17 protein-coding genes are annotated in these 23,674 nt (G+C 53.7%); 7 read left to right on the forward strand and 10 right to left on the reverse strand.

Annotated elements, in window-relative coordinates; all coding sequences use genetic code 11:
- Nucleotides 1-300: 300 nt before the first annotated feature.
- Nucleotides 301-1,863, reverse strand: a complete 1,563-nt coding sequence (locus tag IKB43_01615) for a hypothetical protein (protein ID MBR2468841.1) — start codon at nucleotides 1,861-1,863, stop codon at nucleotides 301-303.
- Nucleotides 1,864-2,016: 153 nt separating this feature from the next.
- On the opposite strand from IKB43_01615, the gene IKB43_01620 reads away from it, so the two are divergent.
- Nucleotides 2,017-3,099 (forward strand): glycoside hydrolase family 5 protein, encoded by a 1,083-nt coding sequence (locus IKB43_01620; GenBank protein MBR2468842.1) that lies wholly within the window; start codon nucleotides 2,017-2,019, stop codon nucleotides 3,097-3,099.
- A 56-nt stretch (nucleotides 3,100-3,155) separates the two neighbouring features.
- Here IKB43_01620 and IKB43_01625 read toward each other — a convergent pair whose 3' ends face one another.
- From IKB43_01625 to IKB43_01645, 5 genes are all read right to left on the reverse strand, one after another.
- A complete protein-coding gene (locus IKB43_01625; protein MBR2468843.1) occupies nucleotides 3,156-5,111 on the reverse strand; it encodes a Gfo/Idh/MocA family oxidoreductase in 1,956 nt (651 codons plus the stop codon).
- A 126-nt stretch (nucleotides 5,112-5,237) separates the two neighbouring features.
- Nucleotides 5,238-6,707, reverse strand: coding sequence for a sodium:solute symporter (locus tag IKB43_01630; GenBank protein ID MBR2468844.1), 1,470 nt, complete (start codon nucleotides 6,705-6,707; stop codon nucleotides 5,238-5,240).
- Between the two features lie 23 nt (nucleotides 6,708-6,730).
- Nucleotides 6,731-8,548, reverse strand: coding sequence for a sensor domain-containing diguanylate cyclase (locus tag IKB43_01635; GenBank protein ID MBR2468845.1), 1,818 nt, complete (start codon nucleotides 8,546-8,548; stop codon nucleotides 6,731-6,733).
- 10 nt (nucleotides 8,549-8,558) lie between these two features.
- Nucleotides 8,559-9,650 (reverse strand): LptF/LptG family permease, encoded by a 1,092-nt coding sequence (locus IKB43_01640; protein ID MBR2468846.1) that lies wholly within the window; start codon nucleotides 9,648-9,650, stop codon nucleotides 8,559-8,561.
- Complete coding sequence (locus IKB43_01645) at nucleotides 9,647-11,047, reverse strand: LptF/LptG family permease (protein ID MBR2468847.1); 1,401 nt, start codon at nucleotides 11,045-11,047, stop codon at nucleotides 9,647-9,649. Before IKB43_01645 ends, IKB43_01640 begins: the two co-directional genes overlap by 4 nt.
- Nucleotides 11,048-11,111: 64 nt before the next feature.
- On the opposite strand from IKB43_01645, the gene bamD reads away from it, so the two are divergent.
- Genes bamD through IKB43_01660 form a run of 3 tightly spaced genes read left to right on the forward strand, consistent with a single transcriptional unit; the run spans nucleotide 11,112 to nucleotide 14,718 of the window.
- Nucleotides 11,112-11,960, forward strand: coding sequence for an outer membrane protein assembly factor BamD (gene bamD / locus IKB43_01650; protein ID MBR2468848.1), 849 nt, complete (start codon nucleotides 11,112-11,114; stop codon nucleotides 11,958-11,960).
- Nucleotides 11,961-11,964: 4 nt separating this feature from the next.
- Nucleotides 11,965-13,095 carry a hypothetical protein gene (locus IKB43_01655; protein ID MBR2468849.1) on the forward strand — a complete coding sequence of 377 codons (1,131 nt, stop codon included), beginning with the start codon at nucleotides 11,965-11,967 and terminating at the stop codon, nucleotides 13,093-13,095.
- 3 nt (nucleotides 13,096-13,098) lie between these two features.
- A complete protein-coding gene (locus IKB43_01660; GenBank protein MBR2468850.1) occupies nucleotides 13,099-14,718 on the forward strand; it encodes a PHP domain-containing protein in 1,620 nt (539 codons plus the stop codon).
- Between the two features lie 29 nt (nucleotides 14,719-14,747).
- On the opposite strand, the gene IKB43_01665 is transcribed toward IKB43_01660, so the two are convergent.
- From IKB43_01665 to IKB43_01675, 3 genes are all read right to left on the reverse strand, one after another.
- The gene (locus IKB43_01665; GenBank protein ID MBR2468851.1) at nucleotides 14,748-15,764 is read right to left on the reverse strand and encodes an SDR family oxidoreductase; all 1,017 of its coding nucleotides are present in this window, start codon (nucleotides 15,762-15,764) and stop codon (nucleotides 14,748-14,750) included.
- Between the two features lie 206 nt (nucleotides 15,765-15,970).
- On the reverse strand, nucleotides 15,971-17,146 hold the full coding sequence (locus tag IKB43_01670; protein MBR2468852.1) for an iron-containing alcohol dehydrogenase: 1,176 nt from the start codon (nucleotides 17,144-17,146) through the stop codon (nucleotides 15,971-15,973).
- Between the two features lie 140 nt (nucleotides 17,147-17,286).
- Complete coding sequence (locus IKB43_01675) at nucleotides 17,287-18,201, reverse strand: Rpn family recombination-promoting nuclease/putative transposase (protein MBR2468853.1); 915 nt, start codon at nucleotides 18,199-18,201, stop codon at nucleotides 17,287-17,289.
- Between the two features lie 505 nt (nucleotides 18,202-18,706).
- Here IKB43_01675 and IKB43_01680 point away from each other — a divergent pair.
- From IKB43_01680 to IKB43_01690, 3 genes are read left to right on the forward strand one after another with little or no spacing between them, the layout of a single operon-like run.
- The gene (locus IKB43_01680) at nucleotides 18,707-20,848 is read left to right on the forward strand and encodes an ATP-dependent RecD-like DNA helicase (GenBank protein ID MBR2468854.1); all 2,142 of its coding nucleotides are present in this window, start codon (nucleotides 18,707-18,709) and stop codon (nucleotides 20,846-20,848) included.
- Nucleotides 20,849-20,908: 60 nt separating this feature from the next.
- Nucleotides 20,909-21,916, forward strand: coding sequence for an MCE family protein (locus IKB43_01685; protein ID MBR2468855.1), 1,008 nt, complete (start codon nucleotides 20,909-20,911; stop codon nucleotides 21,914-21,916).
- Nucleotides 21,910-22,680, forward strand: a complete 771-nt coding sequence (locus tag IKB43_01690) for a hypothetical protein (GenBank protein MBR2468856.1) — start codon at nucleotides 21,910-21,912, stop codon at nucleotides 22,678-22,680. Before IKB43_01685 ends, IKB43_01690 begins: the two co-directional genes overlap by 7 nt.
- 64 nt (nucleotides 22,681-22,744) lie before the next feature.
- Here IKB43_01690 and IKB43_01695 read toward each other — a convergent pair whose 3' ends face one another.
- Nucleotides 22,745-23,638, reverse strand: a complete 894-nt coding sequence (locus IKB43_01695; protein MBR2468857.1) for a hypothetical protein — start codon at nucleotides 23,636-23,638, stop codon at nucleotides 22,745-22,747.
- Nucleotides 23,639-23,674: the final 36 nt, after the last annotated feature.

Genomic DNA, 23,674 nt, shown 5'->3' on the forward strand with positions numbered 1-23,674 from the left:
ATTCATTTTCAAAAATTTGGCTGCAACACATCGCGCAGTTTCGTCACTCAAAGTGGTAAAGACCTCCAGTATTCACCACTTTTCGTTCCTGCCTGCGCTCGGTTTCGCTCAAATTCTTTTTATCAAAGCAATTTTTAGAGGTGCCCTTTATTTATAAGTCTAGTTTCAAGAAATTGATCACGGGATAAACCTGTGATGACATTAAGGTCTAGGCGCGGGTAGACATCGTGATGACATTTTGGAAAAAGAAAGTCCCGCAGGTTTTACCTGCGGGACTTCTCTATCAAGAAGAATTGAAAACTAGAAGAAGATGAAGGCACCGAGGCTTGTCACGATGGCGTCTTTTTCAGCAAATCCGGAGAAGGGATTCTCCAGGAACTGCTTTGTGAAAGCGAGTTCTACGGCGGTCGGGCCGTATTCGAAGCGTGCGCCCAAGTTCACCGTTGTACCATTGGTGATGGTGGAAACAGTCTTTGTCTTTTCACCACCCAGTTCACGGTCGGAATACTCTGCGGCAGTCCATGTGTATTTGGCACCGCCGAATGCCATGAAGTACTTGCTGAGTTGGACTTCGCCCAGGATGTTGGGTTCGAAGACCAGCTGGGCATCTCGATGTCTGTCGCTAACGCCTTCAATATTGTCGTAGTTGTACATGGGCAAGAAGGTGTTCAAGCCCAGATACACGTTGGCATTTTCAGAGCTGAGGACCGCAGCACCCAGGGTGAACATCGGGACAATTGAAACATTGGCCAGAGTGTCAGACAGGGTAGTCTTGGTGGTGACTAGGTAGTTTTTGCCGTCTTTTACCTGAATTTCAGAGACGCTGTTCTTGTGCTTGTATTCGTTACGGATGCCTTCAACTCCTAAGGTCCAGTAGTAAACATCGCCACTGTAGGAAACGCCCAAGTAGCCTTGTGCAGCCCATGCATCATCTTCGATTTCGGAGTTGGGCTGATCGAGGAAGTGGTTTCCATAAGGAGTTGCATAATGTCCGCTTAACAAGATGTCGAAGGAGCCGAGGTTCAAGGAGAAATTGGCGCCCACAACAGAGCCTGCGGTGGAGGACTTTTCAGTTTCATCAGTGCCGTCGGCGTGGTCGGTCCAGCGCCAGGCTTTACCTAGGGAATAATCCAAAGATGCACCGAACTTCTGGAAGGCGATACCTGCAGTTAGGAGACCCATGTCGGCTTCGTCGTTATTATCAAAAGAAAGGAAATAGGTCCAGCTGTCACCGAAGGCGACTACGCCCTGTTGCTCGACGGGGTCGAAATAGGCCAGCTTGGAACCGAACATGAAATGGGGAATGCCCACATTTCCGCCGATGGTGGAGGCGGCGGCTTCGTTACCGACAGTGTTGTAGGCATTGCCATGAAGGATATCGCCCAGCTTGTTTACAGGAGCCTTTGCAACCTTGGAGGTATCCGTAGCGACGGAGTCCGTAACGGCCTTCGCGCTATCGACTACGGCCACCTGTTCAGGAGCCGCTATGGCGGAATCAGCTGGTGCGGCAGCAGCAGTCTCGGCTACTGTAGAGTCGGCGGCGGGTGCGGGTTCGGCTACGGCAACTGCAGAATCGGCAGGTGCCGGTGTCGCAGTGCTATCGGTGGCAACTTGGTCTGCAGCGGGTGCCGCGGTAGAGTCGGCCACTGTGGAGTCCGCTGCGGGAGCAGGTTCGGCTACGGCGACAGAATCGGTAGGAGCTGCCGCAGGGGCGGGCTCAGCTACGGGTGCGGTCGCAGGAGCGGGAGCCACTGCTGGTGCTGGTTGTGCTGCCGGTGTGGCTGCAGCGCTGGCGGGTGCATTTTGAGCCTGGACACGGGCTGCCAGGCCGAGGGCGATAAGCAAAAGGTGTTTCTTCTTCATAGTAACCTAAACATAGATAAATGGAGCGAAGAGCGGTTCAGAAAAGTGCAATTTTTTTGTAGACGCCTGTAAACAGAAAAGGTTTGGGCAGATTTATCTTTTTTTGGGAAAAAGTTTAATTTTATGTTCAATAGCTCACAAATGGAGTAAAATATGAGGATTTTCCAGTTAATCGGCACGATATCCCTTGGTGCATTCCTGCTTTTGGGATGCGATGGCGAAAATATTACAGAAGTTAGTCAGAAAGAGACCGATATCTCGCTTGCTGAAAGGGTCGGGCCGGTAAGCCAGTATGGCGAGCTTTTGGCGGGTCAGGTAGATGGGGTTGGGCGTATCTACGGCTCTTGTAATGGAATCGCGGCTGGCAAGGAAGTTCAAGTTCGTGGCATGAGCATGTTCTGGAGCGTTGCTGGTGTGGGTGCCGATTTCTACAACGAAGCGGCAATTGATGCCATGGTCAGGGATATGAAGATTGAAATCATCCGCCTCGCTATCGGAACCGAAGAAAACTGGGGTGTAGGTGGTTTCATGAAGGATCCCGATGCCCAGCGTGAGCTCATCAAAAATTCAGTGATGGCAGCTGTTAAGAACGATATCTATGTGATTATCGACTGGCATTCTCATACGGCAGTTGACCAACTAGAAGCGGCCAAGCAGTTCTTTGGCGAGATGGCGGAAGCCTATGGTGGATATAACAACGTCATTTTTGAAATATTCAACGAGCCCACCAAGCAGAGTTGGGATCAAGTTAGGGACTATGCGAACCAGATTGTAGACACTATCCGCGTACATTCGGACAACCTTGTCCTTGTGGGTAATCCTAATTGGGACCAGAGGCCCGATATGGCCATAGGCAAAGAGGTGGAAGACTCCAAGCACAATGTAGCCTACACCTTCCACTACTACGCTATGACGCATGGCAATTGGGAAATGGGCAATGCCAATAAAGCTATGAAAGCGGGTCTATCGATTTTTGTAAGTGAATGGGGTACGGGCACAGCTGACGGAAACGGAACACCAGGTGAAGCCGAAAACCAGAAATGGCAAGACTGGATGGATGCCAACAAGTTGTCTTCGGCCAACTGGTCTGCGGGCAACAAGAACGAAGGCACTGCGGCATTTACCCCGAACTCAACTCCGGAGTCCATAGAATTTACCGTTTCTGGTGAAATGGTCAAGGGCTTCTTTGCCAAGAATCCGGACAGCTACACGGCCTGCAAGTCCACAAAGAAATAAGTGATTAATGGAAAATAAAAAACTACTTCCGCGAGGAGGTAGTTTTTATTTTGAAGTTATTTCTTTTCGTAGCGCACGTAGGCAAATTTTTTGCTATCGGGGGCCCACGAGTTCACGTTGATGGTTCCCTGGCCGCCGAACAGCTTTAGAATCGTGCGGGGTTCGCTCCAGCCGGTCTTATCGCTGCCCGTCATCAGACGGATTTCCACATTCTTGTTGGGCACGTGTTCGCCGGGGCGCACGTCCCGTTCGTGGTAGGCCAGCATCACGACTTTCGTGCGGTCGGGCGAAATGTGAGGGAACCATGTGTTCCAATGGGCGTCTTGTGTCATCTGCGTCTGTTCGGAGCCGTCGGACCTCATGCGCCACGCCTGCATACGACCGCTGCGAACAGAATTGAACCAGATGTATTCTCCGTCGCAGTCGTATTCCGGTCCGTCGTTCAGGCCGAAAGCCGTCGTGAGCTGCGTCTCGTTCCCACCGGTAGTGGGAATGGTGTAAATGTCGTATTCTCCATCCCGTTCGGCGCAGTAGGCGAGCGTTTTTCCGTCGGCGGTAACGCCGTGGAGGTAGCTGGGAGCAAGGGGCGTCACCAGTTCCGGCATGCGTCCGTCAAAGAAAATCTTGTAGATGCGGGAAAGGCCGTCTTCTTTGGTGTGGTGGCTCACGAAAAGTCCCAAACCGTCGGGAGAGAGCACGTGGTCGTTGTTGCAGTTGTCCACAAAGTAGCTCGGAACTTCTGTCACCTCGCCGCTCTCGATGTCGATTTTGTAGATGCGGCCTTCGCTGTTGTAGGTGAGAAATTTTCCGTCGGCGCTCCAGTTGGGCGCTTCGATGACCTTGTCGAATTTCTTGAGAAGTTTTGATTCGCCGGTTTCGATGTCGAAAATTTCCAGGAAGGACTTGTCTCCGCTGCGGTCCCAGACTTCGCCCGGGCTGAGTTCGAAGGGGTAGCTCACTCCCCATGCGGCGCGGAGGTTGTCCATCTGCGTCATCATCTGCATGGTCTTGCTGTGAGGCATTTCGGGGCATTCCTTGAGGCCTTTCTCGAGGGCGGCCTTGCAGCCCAGCACCTCGTATTCGTAGCAGTTCTCGATGCGGGGCGGCCTCACGGATTCTACCAGATTCCCGGTCACGTCGAACAGCTGGATTTCTTCCATGTCGTTCAAGTTCTGCACCCGGATAAAGCCCGCTGTTCCGTAGATGACGCCCTCGTTTTTGAGCGGCGCTACCATGGAGGTCTTGAGATGCGCCACCTGGCCATTCGCATATACCAAATCAATCCAGTCCGTAGCATCTACGCCCGTGTGGAACTTGACGCACTTGGTTTTCGTCTGCACGATGTGATTTGCGACGCATTCCCCACCCGATGTCATTTCCGCACAGTCTCCACCTGATGTCATCCCCGCGGAGGCGGGGATCTCCTTGCAAATTTCCGGGTCAGTCAAAAAGATATCCGCGAACGTGAGGCTGTAAATGCCCAAGTCAAGCAACGCGCCGCCTGCAAGCTCCGGCTTTTGCAAGCGCTCGATATGCGAAAGTGGCATGGAAAAATCTGCCTCCACGCTTTCTACCTTGCCAATTTTCCCGGCCAGAATCCAATCCTTGACCATCTGCACGGCGGGCAAGAACCTTGTCCACATGGCCTCGCACAGGAACACGCCTTTTTCTTCGGCAAGAGCCACCACTTCTGATGCCATCAGGGCGTTGGCGGTAAATGCCTTTTCTACTAGCAAGTTCTTGTTGTGTTCCAGGCAAAGCAAGATGTTGTTGTAATGCTCGGAATGGGGAGTGGCCACATAGATCAAATCTACCGCAGGGTCCCGGGCAAGTTCCTCATAACTGCCGTAGGCATGCCCGAAACCATATTCGTCGGCAAATTTTTTCGCCTTGTCAAGTGAGCGCGATGCCACCGCATAGCATTCTACGCCCATGCCGCGTTTTTCGAGAGTCTTGACGGCAGCCGCCATCTTGGTGGCGATATGCCCACAACCGAGAATTGCAAACTTCATAAAGACCTCAAATTTGCTGGATTATTGTCCTACATTGCTCAATATAAGCATATTTTGTCAACAACAACATATCATTATTGAACAAAGCTGGATTCCCGTGTAAACACAAAACGCTAAATTCATAATTTAGCGACTTGCGCATTTACAGGGCACCAATTTCAGCAACAGCGCCACCAGAATGGTGGTGGTCATGCTGATAAAGGGCATCCAGGGCCAGCTGAAGATGCCGCCCAGCACCGCAGGCACGCCAAAGGCGGGAATCCCCTGGATAAGCACCAAACTGGCCATACCGCAAAGGACGGCCGCAATCACCTGCCAACTGCGTAGCCCCTTCACAAAGAAGGCGAGCAGGAACATGCCGAGAAGCGGCCCGGTAAAGAGTCCCGTAAAGAAGATGGCGTTCTTGAGGAGGCTGCCCTGCTGGGTGGCGGCAAACAGCGCAAAGAACACGCCCAGCACGCCCCAGACCACCGTCCAGATTTTCGCACGCTTGAGACCGCCAATCCCTTCGGATTCGCCCCAACCCAAAAAGTCGTGCTCCGAGGTGTTGCTGAGGGAATTGATTGCTCCCGAAAGGCTGCTCATAGCAGCCGCGCAAATGGCCGCCACAATGAGGCCGGTCACTCCCACCGGAAGCCCGTTCACGATAAAGTAGGGGAACACGTCGTTCTGCCCAAGGCCATCGGGCAAGGCCGCCACCTTTGAAATCTTGTAGTAAACGAACAGGGCGGCACCCACCCAGTAAAACAATATGGAAACAGCACAGCCAAGCACCATGGAGAGCACGCTGGAGCGGTTGGCCGCCTTCACGTCTTTGCAACTCAGGTAGCGCTGCACGAACTGCTGGTCGCAACCGCGAATGGCGATTTCTAGAACAGCATAGGCAAAGCCCGCCGACACCAAGGTCCGGGCGTTAGAAATATCGAAACTGGCATCCCACCACTTGGTCTTGCCCGCCTCGCTTGCAAGAGCGGCCATCTCGCCGAAACCGCCCACTGCATTGGCGATTAAAACAAGCACCAAGACGCCTCCGCCAAAGAACACGCAGAACTGCATCACGTCGGTCCAGATAACCGCCTTGATGCCGCCAAACCAGGTGTAGAAAATGGCCACCGCCGCAGACACCACAATGGCAAGCTTCAAGTCGATGTGCAAAATCTGGGCCAGCACCAGGGATGGCGCGTACAGCAGAATTCCCGTGCGGAGCAGAAGGTGCATGCAGTAGAACACTGCCGCCAGGCGGCGCACCGCCTTGGAACCGAAACGGACTTCGAAAAGTTCATAGGCACTGTTGATTCCGGATGTACGGAACCTGGGGATAAACACGAAGCCCACCACCACGATGCTGAGGAGCGCTCCTATCTGGAACATGAGGAAAGTCATGTTGTCGCCGTATACGTCGGCGGGAGCGCCCAAGAAGGTGGTGGCGCTTACAGAGGTAGCGATAAGGCTTATACCTACGGCAATCCAAGGCATGGACCCGCCACCGAACATGTATTCCTTGAGATTCTTGTTGCCCCGGGAAACCCAGAGGCCGATAAACAGGGAAACTAAAAGGTAAGCGGCGAGAACCGCCCAATCCAAAACAGTGAACAAAATCGCCCCCTAGTCAAGCGGCTCTAGGCCGTTTCTGTGTATTGGATAACCTGGTTACGGCCGCCTTCCTTGGCCTTGTACAGGGCCTGGTCCGCAAAGTTCACAGCCTTCATCATGTTGTCCTTGAATTCCGGAGTCACGAGGAACGCACCGATACTGATGCTTACCCGGAGAGGCGTGGCCTGGTGCACTTCGAATTCCAAATCCAGCACGGCCTTGCGGATGCGCTCCGCCGTTTCCATCATGCCTTCGGGCGTGGTATCTACAAGGCCCACCACAAGTTCTTCACCACCGTAGCGGGCCACCACGTCGATATCCTTGCGGACCTCCCTGAGCAGGGTCTTTGCAATCCCAATGATCACCATGTCGCCTACGCCGTGACCATAGGTATCGTTCACGCTCTTGAAATGGTCGATGTCCATCATCAGCACGCCGATATTGTACTGGCGTCTGTCGGCACGAATCTTTTCGGTGCGCAAGGCGTCGGGCAGGGTCCGCTTGTTCAAAAGGCCTGTCATGCCGTCGCGAGTAGCCTCGTCTTTCTTGGTCTCGTACTGGCTTGCCCTGGCGTAGGCAAAACCCGCCACTCCGGCAAAGGCCTTCAAAAGCTGCATTTCGTGTTCGGTGTAACGGCCGGAGGTTCTGCTCTCGAGGCAGATCGCCAGTTCCGCCTGACCCGCATTGTTGTCCGTAGAAATGGGCATCACGAACAGCTGGCGGAAATCCAAGTTCTTGTTTTCGCGGTTGTCTATACGGGGAATGTACTGGCTGGAGCTAGAACTGAAGAATCGCTCCACGGGGCGGTTCTGGAAAATCGCAAGAATCGCTAGGCCCTTGTCCGAAAGGGTGAACTTTTTATTCTGGAACTGCTCGCTATCAATACCGTCAACGCAAACCACATGGCCTTCACGTTCCTTGTGGGTATCCACCTGGTCCTGCTTATCCAGGGCCAAAAGCATCATGCGGTCGTATGGAATATTCTGCTTGACGTAGTCGAAAATCTGATTGTAAATGTCCTTGACGGACATGGTCTGGAAAAACTTGTGCTGGTAGCTGTACAGAATGCTGAACTGGTGCTGGCCGATAAAGTTTTTTGCCGAAACAAAGGACTTATAGTAGAGAGCAAATAGGGTGCTTGCGATGTGGGTAAGGGCCTGGACCGTCGATTGGTTGAAGGCGTTGGGGTACAGCGAATCTATCACCAGGGCACCAATGCGATTCTTGCCCTGGTCCAAAATCGGTACCGCAGCAAGGGACTTGATCATGGGATTGTCGATATAGTACAGCAGCGCCTTTCCGCCAGAAAGGTCGCCTTCCAGCAGGCGTTCCACGTCTATGTTGAAAAGCTGGCCGATAAGTCCAGAAGTTTCGGTCACTTTTACATCGGAAGCTATCTGGACGCTGGGGTCTGCACTATAGACCCGGATCCCCCATTCCTTGTTGCTGTTCAATGAAGAGAAAATGACCAAAGAGTGGACATTGGGAATGACCCTTTTTAGCCCGTGGAGCAAATCCGTCATGGACTTGTTCACGTCGGCATTTGCACGGGCCCAGACCTGGTTCACCTTCAGGGTAGAATTGGGTTCGTTGAATTCAGAAGATTCGTCCTTGATGGAGTTCCGGAGTTCCGGAGTCACCGCAGGGGCAAGGCCCGTGGCCCTCATGGCACGGGTCACCACCGGAAGGCTCGCCGTCTTGCTGCCAGGAATACGGGGCAGGTTAATATAACCGAGAGCTACAGCAATACCTGCCACAGGGATAAAGAACAGGAACATCCCTCCCTGGAATGCGGTGCCTAAAAAAAGCCCCGCCACAAAAAACAACACACATGCCACCAACATTCAAAAACCTCTACAGCCTAAACGAGCGGTACAACATGGTAGAAGCCAAAGCCCCGAACACCAGGTGGCTTATCCAGGCACCCATGAAGGGGGAAAGGGCTCCGTTCTCGCCCATTTTCAGTCCAATCCGTTCCAAGATATAATAGCTAAAAACAAGCAGCAGGCCAATGCCGAATTTCTGGGAAAGCCCTCCGGAGCGGGTATAACGGTGACAGAGGGCAGCACCGATCAAAAGCACAATCAAGTTCATCCAGTGAGCAGACCGCTTAAAGTACAGGGCTGTCTCCATGGCACGGGTGTCTTCGCCGGAGCGTTTTAACACCTCGATACGCTTGAGGACCATCTTGGAATCCATCTCATCGGGAACCTGCCGCTCGTTGATCAGGTCTTCGGGGCGGGTGCTGACCTTGTTCACCAGTTTTTCCTTGGTAAAGGGTAGCACCGTCACGGAGCCATCCTTATTGAAAATTCTCTGATGGCCCCGTTCAAAAAGCCAGTAGCCTATGCCTTCTTCTTCGGCCCAGGTCACGGTCTTGGCGTCAAAACGCTCCACCAGGTGCCCCTGGTCCCGCAAAAGCAGCACCACGTCGCGGCCCAGTTTCTTGTCGCCGGAATAATGCCTAAAGAACCAGCTGGCCCTTTCACTGTCGATAAAGGTAAAGTTGTTCTTTTCCTTGATTCGCGGGTTCTTCTTTTTCTGGGCGTTGGTCTCCATGATTTCCAGGCGCTTGTGATTCGCGTCGGGTAGCCAAAGTTCGCTCATCTCGTAGGCCCCCAGAGAGACCAATATGCCAAAAACAAATATGGGCATCAGCGTGCGGAAGGGGTTTTGGCCCGAACTCTGCATGGCGCTCATTTCCAGGTGGCGGGTCATGTTGCCCACAGAGGCAAGCACCGCAATAAAAAGGGCTACCGGCGTAATCAGGTAAAGAATATAGGGCAGGTAGCTGATGTAGTAATCGTACACCGACTGCACATCGCGGGCAAGCCAGGTCTTGATGTTGCCCACAAAATCAATCACCACGAACATAAAGATGGCGCCCACCACTACGATGAGGAACATCTTCAAGAAATTGCGTATGAGATAGCGGGAAAACTTCATCCGAACCTCTTCGTGAACTTCTTGAAGAACCCGCCCACGGCACGAACCGCCCTGAAAAACTTGGAATCTCCGGAGAAGCGGTCACGGACCATGGCCACCGTGATGAACACGCCAAAGGAGCCGATGATGATGTTGGAGGCCCACATGGCAAGCTCCGGCGAAATAATCAGGCGGTCCGCCAGGTTCTCGCCTCCAATCAGGCAAATCCAGTAAATGACAAAGAAGGCGAGGCTATAGAGGATGCCCGTGCCGATACCGCCCTTGCGGGCCATGATCCCGAGAGGGGCACCGATAAGCACAAAGATGAAACAGGCAAAGGAGGTGCTGAACTTCTTGTGGATTTCAACCAGATACTGGGCCTGGCGCTTTTCTTCCACTTCCATACGGCCTCGAAGGCGTTCCGTGGTACGCAGCACGCCCTGCTCCTGAGCTCGAACCCTCGGGAACATCCTGGAGCGGCGCAGGACATCGTCTTCAATGGCCTTGCGTGAACTGTCGGGAACAATACTGTCGCTTTCAACCAGACGGCATGTAGCCATAAGCGAGGATAGCCTTGTCTCCTTGGCGTAGTCCGCCAAAGAATCGTAATTGTGCTTGGCCTCTTCCACAACGTCCATCATCATTTCTACAGGCATTTCGCGGTCGCTTCGGTAACTGCGGCTCCGGCGTTCTAGACGGTCATCTACGTTTTCCATGGCCAGGTCCTGAGAATAGAACCTGATGCGGAAATAGTTTTCGGGATTATCCGGATCCACCATGTGGGTTTCGCCGCTCCGGAGCTTGAACATAAGGGTTGCGCCGTTGTCCACATAATCAAGAGTGGCACTGTCGGCGTAAACTATACGTGGGGCTCCGCGACGTTCCATTTCGTACACCTGAATCCCGTACAGCGTTCCCGACACCTGGTCGATGCGGCTCACCCACAGCTGTACATCGGGAAACTGGGTTATCAGGCGGCCTTCGTCGATAAACACGTGGGGTTTCTTTCTAGAAACGGCATTCATCAGTTCTACGGAACGGTGGTTCGCCTCGGGCAAAACCCAATTGTTGAACAGCACCATGAGTACCGCTATGAGCATAGCCACAAGCATCACCGGGCGCATCAACGACAAAGGGGACATTCCCGCCGCCTTTACCGCCGTAATCTCCTGGTCTCCGGAAAGCCTGCCAAAAGACATAAGGCAGGCCACCAGCACCGCCATGGGAATAGACAGCGAAAGCATCCAGGCCAGGTTCAGCACGAAAATTTCCAGAACCGTAGAAGCCGGGAGCCCCTTGGAAAGCACATTGTCCAGAATCTTTACCAGAAAGTCCACCACGAACAAAAACGTGATGCCGAAAAGAGCCGCCAAAAAGGGGCCTATCTGCTCTTTCAAGACATAACGGACTAAAATCATTTTTCCGGTGAATTTCTTTTTTCTAATTTGATAGCTGAAAGTTAGAATTAACCAAAGAAAAAAAATGAACCTTTTTCAAAAGTCAGCCCCAATACTCTGCCTTTTTGCCATGGCCATCGGGCTTGGCGCGTGTTCCTCGGACCGCGGGAAAGTAAGCCATGCGGAATTCTGCAAGAACAAGTACGTAGCGGCCGAAGAACTATTCAAGAAACAAAAATACGGCAGGGCCCAAGACAAGCTAGAAGAAATCCTCAGCCTCTGTGCGGGCACGGGCTACATGGAACAGAGCCAGTTCCTGCTGGCCGAAAGCTATTTCAACCTGGAAGAATGGATTGAAGCCCGTGGCGAGTACGGTTCCTTTGTCTTGAATTTCCCGGGCTCACCCTTTATCGAGACCGCAGAGTTCCGCAAGGCCATTTCCTCTTTCAACATAGAGTTCAAGGTGGCCCGAGACGAATCTAACACTACCACTGCCATGAGGGACTTTGAGCGCTACCTGTCCAACTACCCTGACTCCCCCCTTAGGGATTCTGTCAACTACTATTACGGGCTACTGGTGGAACGTATGGCCGAAAAGGAATTCCAGACCGCTCGGCTCTATTACCGCATGGACAAGTACCAGGCCGCCGTCATCTACCTCAAGGAATTCTTGGACACCTACAAGGTGAGCAAGCGCCGCAAGGACGCCTTCAAGATTATCGTGGATTCTTACATAGAGCTGGACCAGTTTGAACCCGCTCGCGATTACCTCACCATGATGCGGGGCGAATTCGCGGGTGACGACGACATGGAAAAGATCTTCAAGAAAAACGAAAAGAATATTGCTAGCGCCGAAAAAGATTTCGAAAAGCGCATGAAAAAAGATTCCAAGAAAAAGAAAGAAGACAAAGAAGACAAGGAAATGACAAACTAGCCTTATGGTTTCCCTTGCAAAAAAGATTCTGTGTCTTGCATTCGTGCTTACGGTGGCATCCCTTGCGGAAACCGAAAACAGCACGGACATCCACGACAATTCCAGAATCGCCCTGTTTTTGCAACCGGGAATTTCCTTTCTCAGCTTTGACCAGCGGGAATACTTTCAAGACGCCATCGACACCATCCATCACGAATTCTTGACACAGGCGCTAGACAAGCGGGACAGCGCCAACGTGGCCAAGCAGGACTTTCAGAAGGTGAACTTCTGCTTCCCGGTTTATGCAGGGCTACAGTTCCAGCTGCGGCAAGACCATTTCGTAAGCGTTGGCGCAGGCTACATTCACGACAACGAATCTGTCGTGCTTGTAGATCAAAACAACCGCTCCCACAACTACAGCTACACCATCCAGGGGTTCCCGCTTTTTCTAGAATACCGGTTCGCCATCCCCGTGAACCTGATGTCTCTCAGTAACGAAAGCCTTTTCAGTATCGCCCTGCGTTGGTACTGGACGCTCCCCCACACCGAAATCTATACCAGCTGGGGCAAGCTTGCCGCAGAGACCCCTTACTACGGCTCCGGATTCGGGCTCAGCATCGGCTACCTGCTGTTCAACTGGAAAAGCCTCTACGTTTATGGTGACCTGGGTTACAGCTACATTTCGGTCAAGTCCAAAAAACAGTATGCCGACATCGTGCCCGACGGCCCCGAAGAAAAGGCCAAATGGAACATCGGCGGAATCCAACTGCAAATCCGTGTGAGCTTTGGTGCCTGGAACAGGCCCGTGGTTATAGAAGACAGCACCGCCACGGCGGACACCACCGTTGTTGCAGGGGATAGCAGCAAAACTGTGGGTAAGGACGGCGCGACAGCCGATTCGGCAGGTGTAAAAAGCGCCACCGCCGCGAAGGACAGCTCGATTGCAAGCAAGGACGGTTCGGCTGCAGGCAAGGAAAGCGCGAACATCGGGGCAAAGGAAAGCGCCGTACCTTCAAGCGCCGAAAAGCAGCCGCCGGCTCCGGAGGCAAAACAGCCTGCAAGCGAGCCTGCAAAAGTGAACGAACAGGCAGCTCCACCCGCAAGCAAAAAAAGTGAACAACCTGCACGCCCAAGCGCCGAAGCTCGGCCGGAGTAGGCCATGAGCATACTGCCCGGCGAAAAGCTCCGCTACGCGGAAACACACTTCAAGTTCAGGTTGCCCTGGTCCCTGCTGTACAGGCCCTGGCCCGAAATTTTCACGGACGCACCGTTCCAGTTTGTGCCGGACAAAACGCCCCTGCTATGGATTGTGGTGCGGGACGCCCACCGGTTTCCAGTCGCCATCAAGAGCCTAGAAATTTCGATCCGGCGCCTAGGCGAAAACAGCCCCGACGAAACCCGGCGTTTTGACAACCTGGACCTGAAAGCGGACCAGCCTTTCCACTTTTTCCCCGTAGGAATCGGTGCGCTGGAACCCGGCCTCTACGAGATTTTCCCGAAGGTCGTTGCGTGTCGCAACGGCAAGGAACGAACCTTCCAGCGCTGGAACTTTCCGGGCCTGAAACCCTCGCCGCTGAAAATCCAGGTACTCCGGCACGAGCTTCCCAAACCCGAAGGATATGCCGTCGGCGAAATGCACTGCCACACCTACTACTCGGCAGACCACGTGGAATACGGCGCAAGTCCCGCCGTGATGCAGCAGGCGGCAGAGGCCGTAGGACTCGACTTCGTGAACTTCACGGACCACGCCTACGATTTCGCCTTTGCCGTCGAAGACTACACCAAAGAAGCTCCTTCGGCATCGGCACGTTTCCAAAACCTGAAAGACGAAATCGCTGCACTCCCCGCAAAGCCGCTCCTCATCGCCGGCGAAGAAATCTCCGCAGGCAACAGCAAGGGCGAAAACGTGCACATGACCGCCCTCGGGCCCGCCTCCTACCTGCCGGGCCTCGGCGACTGCGGCCGCTACTGGCTTTCCAACAGGCCCACGCTCCCCATCGGGCGCATCCTCGAAATGACGGACGCTCCCTGCTTTGCCGCACACCCCCTGCAGCAAATGGGCGCGCTTGAAAAATTCATCTTCCGGCGCGGCTACTGGAAAACCGCGGACCTGCACCTAGACGCAAAGCACCCCGTTCGCGGCATCCAGTTCTGGAACGGAATCCGCGACGAAGGATTTAAACTGGGTCGCGCCTGGTGGATCGACGAACTGGGCAAAGGAAACTTCCTACTCCCCATCGGCGGAAACGACGCCCACGGCGACCTGAACGACTCCACCTTCGTGCGCCTGCCCCTTTTCTCCCTGGGGAACAACCGTCACCACGTCTTCGGACGGGTACGGACTGCGGTTCTTGTAGGGGGAATCCTTCCCAACATTTGTCATCCTGAGCGGAGCGCAGCGGAGTCGAAGGATCCAGGCCCGCAGTTTCTTACCCAAGAAAAACTGAAAGCAGCCTTCGCAGGCGACAACTGCTACATCACCGACGGCCCCGCCCTCTGGTGGGATCGCGAGGTCGACTCCGTAAAATTCCACGCCCAAAGCACCCAGGACCTGGGCGGCGGATTCCGTTACATACGCATCTATGGCCGCCGCATTCTTGCAGGCGGCAAGTGGGCCACCAAAGAAGAAATTTGCCCCGAAAGCCTCGTGGCCGCAAGCCAGAACGAGACCATCACGGTTCACAGCTCAGGCTACGCCTACCTGCGGGCCGAATGCGAAACCGCCACGGGCCGTTTCGCCATGACCTCCGTTGCAAAATGCGTGTCCGACAATAAGTAAAACTTCATCGGCATACACGCCGATATTTTTTACTTGAAATTTTTCTTCGCTGCTTCCAGCGTTTCAATCACCTTGTCGCACCAGGCGTCAAATTCTGGGTCCTCTTTCTGGAATTCCGGATGGGCCAGCACATTTGCAATAGTGCGGCGGATTCCCTGATCAAAAAGGACCTCGGTACGAAACGTGGGCACGGCCCTCTTGAGTTTGGAATTGTCGAACACCACGGAATTCGCCTTGTCACCGATGAGGCTCCCCAGCAGGTCGTAATCGCTTACGTCCGCAAGGAACTGCGAAGACACATAATACGGCTTGAGTTCAACGCCCAGCGCATCAGCCACCGCCTTGTAAATCTGGTTCCAGGTGAGCGTTTCGTCACTTGTAATCTGGAACGATTCTCCGATGGCATGGACGTTCCCCATCAGGCCCACGAAACCCCTGGCAAAGTCGGTGTTGAACGTCATGGTCCAGAGGCTCGTGCCGTCACCGTGAATGATGACAGGTTTGCCCTCGAGCATGCGCTTTGCCACCTGCCAGCTGCCGTTCTTGCCGTGGACGCCCAGCGGGATGCTGCGCTCGTCGTAGGTGTGGCTCGGGCGCACGATCGTGATGGGGAAACCCACTTCGCGGTACTTACGCATCAGGAATTCCTCCCCCGCAATTTTGTTGCGGGAATATTCCCAGTAGGGGTTCGCAAGAGGCGTTCCTTCGGTAATGCGGTAATCCGAAAGCGGCTTCTGGTAGGCGCTGGCCGAACTGATGTACATGAACTGCTTGGTGCGGCCCTTGAACAGCCGGTAGTCGCGTTCCAACGCACTCGGGTGGAATACGATAAAATCGCAGACCACATCGAACTGCATGCCCTTGAGTTTATCTGCAACGGCAGCTTCGTCGTAGATGTCGGCATTGATGATTTCGACACCTTCGGGAATGTCTTCTGCGGGGCGGTTTCCGCGATTGAGCAGGTAAAGTTTCCAGCCCTGGGCCACCGCGAGCCGCGTGATGGCCATGCTGATGGTTCCTGTTCCGCCGATAAAGAGAGCGATCATAAAGAAGTGGTTAGTGGTTGGTGATTAGTGGTTAGGGCCGAAGGTCCGTGATTAGGATTCTGAAACTCGTCATGTTCGCGAAGGCGAACATCTGCTAGACAACTGTGAGCGGATCCTCACATTCGTGAGGATGACGAAAAAGGTTTTATTTTCATTTCTCACAACTGGCTCCTCATAACCCATCACACACTTCACACTACACATTTTTATAGCGTTGCGTGAGCCGCGATCTTGTAGATTTCGGTCACGTCCTTCGCCTTGAGCGGAACAAAGCCCCAGCCGTCACCCGGATTGAGTTTTTCCACCATCTTCGGGATGTCTTCTTCTTTAGCACCGAGTTCAGCGAAGTTGATGGGCATGCCGATGGAATGCAAGAACCGGCGGAAAGCCTTGATGCCTTCGAGGGCGGTGGCCTTCGGGTTTTCAAAATTCATCTCGCAGCCGAACACGCGGGTCGCCATCTGGGCAAAGCGCATCACGTTGTGGTCTACCACGTATTCCATCCAGGAGGGCATGATGACCGCAAGGCCCGCGCCATGGGCGCAGTCGTAAAGCGCCGAAAGTTCGTGCTCGATGGCGTGGCTGTTCCAGTCCTGACTGCGCCCGCAGCCCACAACACCGTTGTGGGCTACCGTCCCCGCCCACATGATGTTCGCACGCACCTGGTAGTTGGCGGGGTCGGCAATGGCGCGCGGGCCCTCCTTCACCATCGTGAGGAGCACCGCTTCGCACAGGCGGTCGGTGATTTCCACTTCCAGCGTGTTCGTGAAGTAGCGTTCAAAAACGTGGGCCATGATGTCGGTAATGCCGCAGGCCGTCTGGTAGGCAGGCAACGTGCAAAGGAGCGCCGGATTCTGCACCGCAAACTTCGGACGAATGTGCTCGCTGCTGGCACCCCGCTTGAGCATGCCGTCTTCCTTGGTCACCACGGAGTCGCCGCTACCCTCGGAACCGGCGGCCGCAATGGTCTGCACCACGCCTATGGGGAGCGCACATGCCGCCGAGGCCTTGCCCTCGTAAAAATCCCAGAAATCGCCCTCGTAAGGAACGCCCATGGCAATGGCCTTGGAACTGTCGATGGTAGAGCCGCCGCCCACCGCAAGGATAAAGTCGATGCCGTTCTGGCGGACAATCTCGATGCCCTTGTACACGAGCGAATCGTGCGGGTTCGGCTTCACGCCGCCAAGTTCCACATGGGGGATTCCTGCAGCGTCGAGGCTCGCCTTCACCCGGTCGATGAGGCCTGAACGCACGGCAGAACCGCCACCGTAGTGGATAAGCACCTTGGTGCCACCGTATTTTTTGACAAGCGCACCGCATTCATTTTCGCGGTCCATACCGAATACAAATTCTGTGGGGCTGTAAAAATTGAAATTTTCCATGTTTTCCTCTTTGTTTTTAATAATAATACAATGATTCTATGCCCAAAGTTGCCGTTTTTGGCCAAAATTCGTGTACAAAAAGAACCAAAAGCGACCCCTAACGGGGCCGCCTTGAATTTTTCGCACTAAATGCCTAGGGTCTATTTCCCTAGAATCTGTTCCTTGGAATACCCAAAGTAGGAAACGGCTTTTTCAAGAGAAATCGCGCCATCGGCCACCATCTTCCTGGCGGTTTCAAGCTTTTCCGCCTCGGCCTTTTGACGTTCTTCCGCTAGTTCTCTGCGGAACTCGTCTCCGGCACTCACAAAGCCGTACTTTTGTCCAATACTTACAAATGCCATATCCAGTTCCTTTAGAGCGTCTCTGCCTATATACTCCTTCAAATATACACTTATTTTTTCCAATATGCAAGTAGCTTCTTTGTGTGGCATCTTGCGCAGCGATTCCTTGAATCGGGGCAACAATTCAAGCAATTTGTCCTTGTCATATGCATACTTCATTGCCACGATACCCATTGCCGTTGCGGTATCTTCGCAAGCAAAACAGTCGCTGTCCGGAATATCCGCCATATTCACGAAGGCACAACGGAACGGAAGCACGACCCTCCGAAAGAATTCAGGGTAGCCATCTTCAAGGTGGCTTATGGGATTCCAGTTCGCCTTTCCGTTATAGAAAATAATCGCCATAGTAGGCAACCCGTCAAAAATGCGATTCCTGTCATAACGTTTCATCAAGGTCCGCACATAGCGGGCAACCTGATTAAGCGTATCAGGATCCTGTCCCGACTTGTGTTCCACCAGGATGCCCACAAGAACAGGTGCTCCTGTCGAGACATTCACGCGAAACGCAAGGTCCGCCTCGCCGGTGTCATCCACTTCGGAATAGGAATCGGGTATCCGGACCAGGGTGTCCAAGTTTACCGCATCAATAAATTCGCTGACATCGCGGTTTACCTTGGCTGAAAGTTCCAAGAGTAGCCTAAGACGGTCAACGTCGGCAAAAAGCCAGCGAAAAAAGGAATCGTGTTTACGTTTATTCGTATTTTTATCGTCCATAAATTCTCCATGACCATACGCGTTGAACGACCGCGCCGGCCGCTAAGGGTTGATCCCCAGTCTATACCGGGAATAAAAATTGTAGGTGATATGGAAAGGCGACCTGGTTCAGGTCGGCAAAGTCAAGGCAGCTTGCCTAGACCGAATGTAGCCAATATACAAAAGACCCTCGCTCAAAAGCCAGTCAAAAATCCTCATTTTTTGCCGTTTTTGGTCAAAATTCGTGTACAAAAAGAACCAAACCTTGACAAAATCCCCATAATTTTCTCTATTTTGGCACCGAATTTTTATGTTTAACCCTTAACGGAGAATCAATATGCCTTGCGGAAAGAAAAGAAAGCGCAGGAAGATTGCGACTCACAAGCGCAAAAAGCGCCGTCGTCGTGACCGTCACAAAAAGAAACTTCGCTAATCCGTTAGCATTTTTGTGATTTCCTAAAACGGGGTGCCAACACACTCCGTTTTTTCGTGTAACCCGACACCGCCACGGAGCCGAAAAAACCGAATGCAGATCCAGGGATCCATCAAGAACGTCACCTACCAGAACCCGGCCAACGGCTTTACCGTGCTGAAGGTGGTGATTTCTGATACGGGCAAGGTGGCGGTAGTCACCGGGAATTTTCCTGCACTCACTCCCGGCGAGAACCTGCGGTTTGAGGGCGAATGGGGCCGCCACCCCAAGTTCGGCGAGCAGTTCAAGGCCTCGGGTTTCGAAATCCTGAAAACAGGCGACGGCAACCTGCGGGACTACCTGGCCAGCGGGCTGTTCCGGGGCATCGGGCCCAAGACCGCCGAACGCCTGGTGGAGGCTTTTGGAGACGCCCTGCCAGAGGTGCTAGACTGCCACCCCGAAAGGCTCTCCGAGGTAAAAATCAAGGGTATCACTCCCAAGAAGATGGCGGAGTTCCTGGCCAGCTGGCAAGAGGCCCGCCTGAGCCGCGAAACCATGCTGTTCCTGTACAGCCACGGCATCGTGGGCAGTACCGCCAAGCGGCTGTGGAGCACCTACGGCGAAGACACCATCCCAAAGATCAAGGAGAACCCCTACCTGCTCTGCGAAGAGGTGTGGGGTATCGGGTTTGCAAGCGCCGACGAAATTGCCATGAAGCTGGGCCTACCGAAGGACAGTCCCATGCGGTTCCAGGCGGCGCTGCTCTACTCCCTGCAGGAATCGTCCTTCAACGAAGGTCACGTGTACCTGCCCAAGGACGCCCTGCTGGACCGCACCCTCAAGAACCTGCGGATAGACAACTTTGACGACGACGCGGTTCAAATTCTGATGGAGCAGTTCGAAGGCCTGTGCAAGAACGGGCGCATTACCCGCGTAGGCGACGACTGCTTTTACCCGTCTATGTTCCGGGCCGAAGATTCCGTGGCACGGAATATCGCGCTTCGGCTACAGCGGAACACGCTCCCCACCGAAGGTTTCGAGCAGTACCTGGTGAGCTGGGAGCGGGAACACAAGTTCAGTTTCGACCCGGTGCAAAGGCAGGCCATCCAGATGGCGCTGTCCCACAAGTTCTCCATCGTCACAGGCGGCCCCGGCACGGGAAAGACCACGATACTCAAGGGCATATTGCATCTTGCCAACCAGATGGGCGAATCCGTGCTGCTGGCTGCCCCAACGGGCCGTGCCGCCAAGCGCATGGAAAGCCTCTGCGGAGCGCCCGCGAAGACGCTGCACCGCCTTCTGGAAATGGACCCCGTGTCCAAGAAGTTCAACAGGAACGTAGGCAACCAGCTGCACTGCGACCTGTTGATTGTAGATGAATTCAGCATGGTGGACACCTGGCTTGCATCGTCATTGCTAGAAGCCGTGAGCCTTCGGGCACGAATCCTCTTGGTAGGAGACGCCGACCAGCTGCCAAGCGTAGGACCGGGCAACGTGCTGAACGACCTGCTGCAATGTCCGAAAATCCCGAGCGTGCGTCTGCAGCACATATTCCGGCAGGCCAGCGGCAACGACATCGCCGACAAGGCGGCCAAAATCAACCAGGGCATCATGCCTGCGCCTATCGACGGGCCCAACTTCCACTTTATGCCCTACGAGACTCCCGAGGAGGCCCTAGGCATATTGCAGCAACTGGTCACCACAGGCGTGCGCTCCAAGCTGGACATCGACCTGAAAAGCGACCTGCAGATTCTAGCCCCCATGCGCAAGGGCCCGCTGGGCGTGTTCGAGCTGAACCAGTTCCTGCAAAGGCTCATGAACGGCAGCGCCCAGAAATTCAAGATAGGCGGCACCGAATGGGGCGCTGGCGACCGGGTGATGCAGACCACCAACAACTACGACAAGAACGTGTTCAACGGTGACGTGGGAATTATCTTCAACGTCAAGAAGGACAAGTCCGCCATGACGGTCTTCTTTGACGACAAGACGGTGGACTACGAAGGCGATGAAATAGAAGACCTGCAGCTGGCCTACGCCTGCACCATCCACAAGAGCCAAGGCAGCGAATACCCCGCCGTCATCGTGATTCTAGACTCCAGCCACTACGTGATGCTCCAGCGGAACCTGCTTTATACGGCCATCACCCGCGCGAAAGGACACGTGTGGGTACTTTCCGCACCCGGAGCGTTCCACCAGGCCGTCCGCAACAACCGCAGCACCAGACGGTACACGAGGTTAAAAGAGAGATTGGGGTAAAAAAGGCCCTAAACTCTTTAGACTTCACTCGATTTTTCTTCTATTGCTATATTTTTTTTCATGAAACTCAAGCCCATCAAGCAGATAAACTGGATGGAGATGTCCGGCCTTTTGGTCGGTATCTTCTTTACGGTTGCCGTGATGGTATTCGGGCTTGTGCTCTATACGAAGCTTTTTACCAGCGGAATGATTGGTGTGGAGGAGTATAAGCTCCACAGTACCTTCGACAAGGCTTTGGGACTTAGGCCCGGCACCCGCGTGCAGATTAGCGGTGTAGATGTGGGTCAGATTTCGGACATGAAGATCGAGGGCGATGGCGTCTATATGGAATTCACCCTCCGCAAGCAATTCCAAAACTGGATTACCGACAGCGCCCAGGTGTACGCCATCCGCGACCAGAACGTGATTTCGGCCCGTGTGGTCAACATCGATGTCAAGCGCGGAAAGGGGCGTGTACTAGAAAACGGGGACTTTTTGCCGCCGGGCAAGGCACAGGATATCGAGACGGTGCTGGAGACGGCCAACGAACTGCTAGGCCGCGTGAACCAGCTTATCGATGCCGCCGATACCCTGGTGTCCATGGCCATGGATACGGGAACTACCATCGGCGCCCTGTTCGGCTCCCGCACCCTCTACGACAACCTGAACAGGCAGCTCTACCGCCTGGACGACATTACCCTCAGCGGCACAAGGGCAATACACAAGGTTTCGGACCTGATGGATACGCTGCAGCTATCTGTTCCGCCCCTCGTGAACCGGATGGACAACGTGATGAACAATGTCTCCGGAATGATGAACGACGTCTCAGGCATGATGAAAGAGCTGAAGCCCCTGCCCGGAAAGGTGGACGGGCTCATGGGCAAGCTTGAAGGAACGGTGGGTCGCGCGGACGACATGATTACCGAACTCGGAAAGATTACCGTCGGACTTTCGGATTTCATGGAATCTACGGAACAGACCCTGGAAAACGCGGACGAGCTAATGGAAGGCATTTCCAACATGTGGATTATCAACCGGAACATGCCTAACCGCGACAGCATTCCCTACATGGTGGAGACCTTATGGTAAATAGAATCTTCGCCCTGGCCCTGGTCCTTGTTTTTTCGGGAATGAGTTTCGCTTCCGAGTCTTCGACGCTGGCCTTTCGCGCCCAGAAGTCCATTGCCAACGGCAAATTCGCCAAAGGTTACGGCCAGCTGGAACGAGCTCTCCTTGCAAGCCGCAAGGAAGCCGATTTAGCCTCCGAAGGACGGGTCTTGCTGTCTATGGCGAGAGTCCGCATCATGAGTCTGGACCTGGACTTTGCGGATTCCCTACTGAAGGTGGTGCGTCCCGAAGCTCTAGACGATAATTCCGCATTGATGCTCAACCAGTCGAAAGTTGCCCTGGCCAACGCCCGGGAAAAATACGGCGACGCCGAAAAAATTTGTCGCTCCATTGACGACGGCAGCATCAAGAAACGAGACGAAGCCCTGAAGGCCGCCTACTATTCGGAATGCGCCATCGCCTACGCCGGAGCGGGCCACGAGGACGAAGCCAACGCCGCCCTCAAGATGACCGGCAAGAACAGCGACACGGACGGCGGCTTTTACGCCTACACTGCGGCAAAGGTCAAGAGGCTCCTGGGAGACTCCGAAGCCGAAAAACTATACAAGACGGCCGAAGAAAAATCCATCAAGAACAACTACACCTACATGACCGCCAATATCCTCTGGGAGCGTTCTTTGATCAAGGGTGTTCCGCAGAAAGAAAAAGACGACCTGCGGCTCCGCTGCAAGAACGCTTTTGAATTGATGGGACTCCCCAACAACGCCAAGCGCTGCGGGAAATAGGTATTAGGAAAGTCAGGCCGTAAGGCCGTGGTTAGTGGTTAGGACCGATGGTCTCAAGATGCTGCTAGTTGTTGGTCGTATCGGTTGCGGCGGCAGCGACAGTATCTGCTGCAACGGCATTAATTACCGTAGAATCAGTTTTCGTCGAATCCACCGCCGTAGAATCGGCAGGTTTCACCTCTTCGGGCTTTTTCAGCTGAAGCAGGTGGTTGTATGCCTGCGCTGGCGAAATCTTGCCGTCCGCAAACAAGTCGATAGTCTTTGACACGTCTTCATAAATCGCTGAATACTCATCTTTTTTCAAACCACGATAACCAAGAACACGGAATGCCTTATTGTGGAAGCTCTGCCGGAAATTTTTGAAGCTAGGTTGCATCACGTCATTTAGCACCGCTTCAAGGGCAATTTCTGTTTGCATTGTATCAAGCTCAAAGCTCCTGTACAATGTGCGAATGTGGTTAGGAATTTTTGGATCAGGATAATCGAAATAAGGCCGCATCACGTTAGCCGCTTCCGTTTTGTTGGGGTATGGACCATTATACAAGCGCAAAGCATAGGCAATGGCGATATTCCACCGCTCTGGGTAAACCCTCAACGCACGGCGCATTACTATAAAGTCGGATGTGTCCTTCGCATCTGTTGGAGTCACGCCACTCACAAAATAATATGGCGTGTAAAACAAACTGTCCAATTCCGTACAGAGATTCGCTACATGACTCAGGTAGGCATATTCCTTGCCGCTTAAGTAGCTTTCGCCAAGTTCCGTAAGTCCCTTAATCCAAAAAAGGCCTGCAACAGACGCGTCGTTACCCGCGGCGATATACTTGACATAATCGGCTTTCGGCAAGAAAGACTCGTCGAAATTAGTGTTGGGGAGCGGCTTCGCAAAATGGAAGGCCGCCGCAATGACCGCTATGGCTAATATGATGATGGCAAGGAAACGCATAGTTATTAACAAGTGTGTAGTGTGGAATGATCAATTACACATCACACA

Origin of the sequence: Fibrobacter sp. (assembly GCA_017503015.1) — a bacterium.
In the GTDB taxonomy this organism is placed as follows: Bacteria; Fibrobacterota; Fibrobacteria; order Fibrobacterales; family Fibrobacteraceae; genus Fibrobacter.